This is a genomic window from Methylophaga sp. UBA5088, from assembly GCF_002414625.1.
GTDB lineage: Bacteria > Pseudomonadota > Gammaproteobacteria > Nitrosococcales > Methylophagaceae > Methylophaga > Methylophaga marina.
The window spans coordinates 1-6,499 of the sequence record NZ_DIAC01000083.1 but is presented as its reverse complement, the minus strand read 5'-3'; the positions used below and the strand labels follow the sequence as shown (position 1 = coordinate 6,499).

5 protein-coding genes and 1 pseudogene are annotated in these 6,499 nt (G+C 45.9%); 2 read left to right on the top strand and 4 right to left on the bottom strand.

What is annotated here, in order from left to right; translation table 11 throughout:
- Window positions 1-322 (top strand): annotated as a pseudogene (locus B4K20_RS10325) (aldo/keto reductase); the annotation flags it as partial.
- Between the two features lie 14 nt (window positions 323-336).
- On the opposite strand, the gene hldE reads toward B4K20_RS10325, so the two are convergent.
- Genes hldE through B4K20_RS10305 form a run of 4 tightly spaced genes read right to left on the bottom strand, consistent with a single transcriptional unit; the run spans window position 337 to window position 4,130 of the window.
- Entirely contained in the window at window positions 337-1,782 is a 1,446-nt protein-coding gene (hldE, locus tag B4K20_RS10320) for a bifunctional D-glycero-beta-D-manno-heptose-7-phosphate kinase/D-glycero-beta-D-manno-heptose 1-phosphate adenylyltransferase HldE (protein ID WP_286305678.1), read from the bottom strand.
- A 38-nt stretch (window positions 1,783-1,820) separates the two neighbouring features.
- Window positions 1,821-2,858 carry a lipopolysaccharide heptosyltransferase I gene (waaC, locus tag B4K20_RS10315; protein ID WP_289282824.1) on the bottom strand — a complete coding sequence of 346 codons (1,038 nt, stop codon included), beginning with the start codon at window positions 2,856-2,858 and terminating at the stop codon, window positions 1,821-1,823.
- A gap of 7 nt (window positions 2,859-2,865) precedes the next feature.
- Window positions 2,866-3,813 carry a homoserine kinase gene (locus tag B4K20_RS10310; protein WP_289282823.1) on the bottom strand — a complete coding sequence of 316 codons (948 nt, stop codon included), beginning with the start codon at window positions 3,811-3,813 and terminating at the stop codon, window positions 2,866-2,868.
- A 26-nt stretch (window positions 3,814-3,839) separates the two neighbouring features.
- Entirely contained in the window at window positions 3,840-4,130 is a 291-nt protein-coding gene (locus B4K20_RS10305) for a DUF2782 domain-containing protein (protein WP_050797540.1), read from the bottom strand.
- A 137-nt stretch (window positions 4,131-4,267) separates the two neighbouring features.
- Here B4K20_RS10305 and polA point away from each other — a divergent pair.
- Window positions 4,268-6,499: DNA polymerase I (polA, locus tag B4K20_RS10300; RefSeq protein WP_289282822.1), on the top strand; the 2,232-nt coding region annotated here is incomplete at its 3' end.

Sequence of the window (6,499 nt, the reverse complement as noted above, 5' to 3'; positions counted from 1 at the left end):
TGCCAGTGGTATGTCCACCAAAACCGTTACAGGCGGGATGTTGACGTTGGAACAGTCTGATATCGCCATGGTGATGCATAATCTGCAATACGAGGAAGAACAGGCCGTCATTGAGCAGGCAGCCAAACTCAATAAAGGCATTTTCATTAAAAAAGCGCTTGGTAGTGGCCACCTGGCGAAACAAGCCGGTACAGACACGGTTCAGGACAATTTCGACTTTATCTTTAATGAACCAGCCGTAAGTAGTGTGATTATCGGCACGATTAACCCAGCTCACCTATATGACAATATCAGTAAGGCGGTTAAAGCTTTAGCTGAATAAATTCGTATTAAAAGCTAGTCGCGCTGATTAATTTTATTCACAATTGCTGTCGTAGAGCAGTTTTCCACCAGCCCCATCACTTTCACTTCACCGCCATAAGCTTCAACGATTTCCCAGCCGACCACGCCTTTTTTATCATAGTCACCGCCTTTGACCAGGATATCGGGCTGGATCAGTCGTAATAACTCCTCTGGCGTATCACCAGGGAAACAGGTCACCCAGTCCACATCAGCTAATCCAGCCAAAACAGTCAGACGTCTGTCTGCGGTATTAATTGGACGACCTTCACCTTTTAATTTGGTGACTGATTCATCAGTATTGATAGCAACAATCAGACGATCACCCAAGGCTCTGGCTTGTTGAAGGTAAGTCACATGCCCGGCATGCAAAATATCAAAACAGCCGTTGGTAAACACGACTTTCTCACCACGGTTTTTGGCTTGGTCTACCGCCATTTTTAACTGCTCAACGGTAACAGCACCGCCAATGCAATGATCGGTGTTGTTGATGCCCTGATGACGTTCATATTCCTGACGCAGTTCAGGTTCACTGACCGTTGAGGTGCCTAGTTTAGTCACCACAATACTGGCAGCTACATTGGCTAAAGTGACCGCTTGTTCCAGGCTGACGCCGGCAGCTAATGCTGTCGCTAATGTTGAAATAACGGTATCACCAGCGCCTGTCACATCAGCCACCTCTTTAGCGATAGCAGGCAAATGAAATTCAGGTTTATCCGCCTGCACTAGCGTCATACCATGTTCACTACGAGTAATAAGAATCGCTTTAATATTCAGAGATTTAATCAGCGTTTGCGCTTTGCTGATAAGATCCTGTTCTGATTCCACGGCGCCAACGACCGCCTCAAACTCACTCATATTCGGGGTAATCAGATCGGCACCACGATATTTAGTGAAATCGTCTCCTTTCGGATCCACCAAAATCAGGCTTTGTTTATCTCTGGCTTTTTCAATCCAATACTGCGGATGGGCTAAGGTACCCTTGTTATAGTCTGACAGCACAATCACTTTCGCATTATCGGTAACGTGCTCAGCTAAATGCTCCATATCCTGAGCCACTTGCTCTGTGAAACGCTGTTCAAAATCCAGACGGATTAACTGTTGATGACTGCTGATGACACGTGACTTGATAATGGTGCAGTTATGGGCGGCTTGATGAAATAAACAATTCACCCCCACCGCATGCAGTTTTTGTTTGAGGACATTGGCGGCTTCATCAGCCCCTGTGATGCCGGTGATATTACATTGTGCACCCAACGAAGCAATATTCATCGCCACGTTGGCAGCACCACCAGGTACATCTTCCAGGCGTTCCACATTCACCACTGGCACAGGGGCTTCAGGTGAAATTCGGCTGGCTTTGCCATAGTAAAAACGATCAAGCATCAAGTCACCAATAACAGCAATACGGGCTTGATGGAATTCAGGAAAATCAAATTTCATAATGCGGTTTTATCACGCCAGAAAAGAAGTCAGAGGCGTTATTGTGCTTGTAAAACGGCGGCGAGTCTATTCCAGACTTGGTCTGGCTGCATCTCAGCCATACATACGGGCATACCGGATTTTGCTTCTGGCAGAGGACAACGTCGTTTATAACAAGGTGAACACGACATTCCTGTAATCAAATGCTGCTGATTCTGGCCCGCTGTGCCAATCAGATGCGTATCCGTTGAGCCATATAGAGTAATGGCGGGGTTATCCATCATTGCGGCCATATGCGCAAGGCCCGTATCACTACACAAAGCGGCTTTGGCACCTTGCATAATGGCCACGACATTATCGAGTGGCAACCTCGGCAATGTATAGGCATGGTCGCTAACAGCGGCGATCTGCAAGGCTCGCTGATACTCTTCATCATTCCCTGAGGGGATTACCACAGAATATCCTGCTTCAATCGCTTTTAAGGTCAACGCTTGCCAATGTTGTACTGGCCATAATTTCGTTAGCCAACTTGCGTTGTGAACCAGCATTACATAATTTTTTGGTAGTTCAAATGCCAATTGTGGCAACTGACAGTGTGCCAAATCCACGCCATACTCTGCTTCGGAGTCAGGCAAAGGATAATCAAGCGCTTTTGCCATAATCTGACGCATACGCTCAACCGCATGCTGGTTTGGATTCACATTAAGTTTATGGCGATAAGCAAGATAAGCCGGCTTTTCACGACAACTGTATTTGTCCAGGCCGGAAACGGGTCCTTTTCTTAACAGACTGACCAGGGCACTTTTCAGATTATTTTGCATATCAATGACAACGTCATAGTCATCGAGATTTAAAGCTTTATAAAAATGACCTATCTCACCATTAAATAAATGACCAAACCAGTTCTGCCGCCAGCGTCGGTGTGATGTAGTAATCACACGCTTCACACGTGGATGCCATTGAGGTACCGCCGCAAAGGCACTATCCACCACCCAGTCAAATTCAATATCAGGAAAGACCTTAGCAGCATCAGTGAGCGCTGGCAGAGCATGCATCAGGTCGCCCATCGAAGTCAGTTTAATTATCAGAACGCGCATCAGCTGTTTAGTTAAAATCCAGCGTTAATGGATGCTCACGGTGATACTTGAGAATAGTTAAAAATGCATCCGGGTTTTTAATTTGAGTCAGCTCACCTTCACGCGGAAAGAGTTGATCCTGTAATCGAGACAGCCAGAAACGCAGTGCCGCCGCCCGACAAACCATGTTCCAATTGGCTTGCTCGGATTCTGTTAATGCTCTTTTTTGTAGATAGTGCGTCATAAGAGAATGGTAACGATCAGTTTCGGGTAAACCATCTTCTCCGACACACCAATCATTCACGGCGACAGCCAAGTCATAAAGTAAGTATTCATCACTCGCAAAGTAGAAGTCGATAATGCCGCTGAGTTTGTTACCTTCGAACAACGCATTATCACGGAATAAGTCTGAGTGAGTGACCCCTTCAGGTAATCCCAACGTCGCATAACCTTGCTGATAAGCAAGTTCATTTTTTAATATGCTCGCTCTGTCATCATCCAGCTTAGACAATAGTTGCTGTGCTGTTTGCTGGCGCCAGTCAGGACCACGCTCAGAAGGTCGTCTTGATTGAAATGACTGCCCCACAAGGTGCATCTCAGCCAGTACATCTCCAATTTGTGCGCATTGCTCAACTGTAGCAGTCGTATTGACGCCCCTGCCTGGTAATCGCACAACCAGCGCCGCAGGTTTGCCACAGAGCTTCTTTAGATATTGCCCCTGGCTATCCGCTTCAGGATGCGCAGATGGAATATCATTCATATAAAAAAACGTCATCACATCAAGAAAATAAGCTAACTCACCAAAAGTGTGCTGCTCAAATAAAGTGAGTACATACTCACCTTTGCTTGTAGTGACAAAATAATTGGTATTCTCGATGCCGTCACTGATGCCCTGATATGACACCAATTCCCCGACAGAATAATCATTCAAAAACGCGACTAAATCGTCGCGCTCGACTTCAGTATAAACTGACATTAAAAGAACTCAGATAGATAAAGGACTTACCACTCCAACAGAATCCAGTTTGGAACGGCACCAGAGTCCAGCTCAAAGCTTTTTGTCTCAAGTGAACCATCCCCATCAGAGTCCATCAAGTAATAAGGTTTGCCAATAGACGGCGTGACTTTAATCATATAAAGCTGACCATTCATTCGATACTCTTCAACAGTACGGTCATCTTCCTGGATAATATTGATATCGGGCTCCATGCTTTCACCGCTTTGTAATGGCTCAGGAATCACTGGTGGTTTTTCCATCACTGATTTTTCATCTGCCCAAACTTGGGTTGTCATTACCAGGGTAACTGCGCATACAATAGCGAATTTGTTAAACATGTGGATGCTCCGTGTTATTTGGCACTAAAGATAGCATTTCCGCTGCTTGGAGAAAAGCAGTCTGTTCCCTATTATCCAATTGGTCGTTATAACTTATGAGTCAATCTGCCCCTTTCGTTCTGGTCGACGGTTCTTCTTATCTCTATCGCGCATTTCATGCCATGTTCAAAGCGGATCTTCGTAACTCCGCTGGTGAGCCGACCGGCGCCGTCAGAGGGGTGACCGCGATGTTACGCCGCTTATTGGCTGATTACCCTAATAGTCCGATTGCTGTCATTTTTGATGCGAAAGGGAAAACCTTCCGTGATGAGTTATTCGCTGAATACAAAGCGCAGCGCCCCCCCATGCCGGATGACTTACGTTCACAAGTGCAGCCAGTGCATGACATTATTAAAGCCATGGGCCTGCCGCTACTGGTGATTGACGGCGTTGAAGCAGACGATGTGATAGGAACCTTTGCGCGTCAGGCGACAGAAAAAGGTCTGGATGTAGTCATCAGTACTGGCGATAAAGATATGGCCCAGCTGGTCAACCAGCATGTCACACTGGTCAACACGATGACGGAAACTGTGTTGGATATAGAGGGCGTAAAAGAAAAGTTTGGTCTGCCACCAGAACTGATTATCGACTTTCTGGCATTAATGGGCGATAAGGTGGACAACATTCCCGGCGTGCCCGGTGTGGGTGAAAAGACGGCTCTAAGCCTGCTACAAAATCTTGGCAGCCTGAAAGATATCTACGCCAACCTGGAAGCGGTGCGTGAGCTTGATTTTCGTGGTGCGAAAAAGATGCCGGAGAAACTGGCTGAAAACAAAGAAATGGCTGATCTGAGTTACCAGTTAGCGACCATCAAATGCGATGTTGAGCTGGATATACACCTTGAAGAGATTAAAAACCAACCGCAGGATACTGAAGCACTACTAGCGTTATTCAAACAAATGGAATTTCGTGGCTGGATAAGTGAGTTACAATCATCAGATAGCTCATCAACAACTGATAGTGGCTCAGCTACAGAGGCTGATAACACTACGACAGAACAAAATTACGACACAATCCTAGATCAACAACAATGGCAGGTCTGGTTAGAAAAACTCCAAAAAGCGGAGCTGTTTGCCTTTGATACCGAAACCACCAGCCTCGACTATCTTGAAGCCAGAATCGTCGGTGTTTCGTTTGCAGTAAAAGCAGGGGAAGCGGCTTACTTACCGCTCAAACATGACTATCCAGGTGCACCGGAGCAATTGGACTTTGATAGTGTTATGCAGGATCTCAAACCCTTACTTGAAAGTCCTAAACACCTCAAAGTCGGCCAAAACCTGAAATACGATCGCCATGTATTACTCAATCATGACATCAATCTGCAAGGGATAGCTCATGACACCATGCTCGAATCCTATGTGCTTGATAGCACGGCAACCCGGCATGATATGGACTCATTAGCTCAAAAATATCTGGGCCGAGATACGATTCATTTTGAAGATATTGCCGGAAAAGGTAAAAAACAACTGACATTCAATGAGATAGGTATAGAACAAGCCTCGCCTTATGCCGCAGAAGATGCTGATATCACTTTGCAACTACACCAGACTTTATGGCCTAAAATTGAAAACATTCCGTCTCTGGCCAAAGTGTATCGAGAATTGGAAATGCCGCTATTGCCGGTACTAAACACATTGGAACGTAATGGCGTCAATATCGATATCTGGATGCTGCAGCAGCAAAGCGACAATATGGCTAGACAAATTGCGGATCTCGAAGAGCAGGCTTATGCCGTTGCCGGTCAAAAATTCAACCTGGGTTCACCAAAACAATTGCAAGAAATTCTTTACGAGAAACAGCAATTACCGGTGAAAAAGAAAACGCCTAAAGGTCAGCCATCAACGGCAGAGGAGGTCTTACAAGAATTAGCGGACGAAGGGTATGAACTGCCACAAATCATTATGCAATATCGTGGACTGAGCAAACTGAAATCCACTTATACCGATAAGTTGCCTCTTCAGGTCAATAAAACCAGTGGGCGAGTACACACTTCGTATCATCAGGCCGTCACCGCTACTGGACGATTATCCTCCTCTGATCCTAATCTACAGAATATTCCTATCCGCAGTGAGAATGGTCGCCGCATTCGTGAAGCCTTTGTTGCATCGGATGGTTACGTCTTATTAGCAGCCGATTACTCACAAATCGAACTACGCATTATGGCGCATTTATCTGGTGATAAAAGCTTACTGAATGCCTTTGCTAATGGCGAAGATATTCACCGTCATACCGCCTCAGAGATCTTTGGTGTGGCATTAGAAGACGTCACCAGCGATCAACGCCGTAGC

Coding starts and splice junctions, on each gene's coding strand:
- B4K20_RS10310 (WP_289282823.1), bottom strand. CDS start 3,813: ATGTCAGTTTATACTGAAGTCGAGCGCGACGATTTAGTCGCGTTTTTG.
- hldE (WP_286305678.1), bottom strand. CDS start 1,782: ATGAAATTTGATTTTCCTGAATTCCATCAAGCCCGTATTGCTGTTATT.
- waaC (WP_289282824.1), bottom strand. CDS start 2,858: ATGCGCGTTCTGATAATTAAACTGACTTCGATGGGCGACCTGATGCAT.
- B4K20_RS10305 (WP_050797540.1), bottom strand. CDS start 4,130: ATGACAACCCAAGTTTGGGCAGATGAAAAATCAGTGATGGAAAAACCA.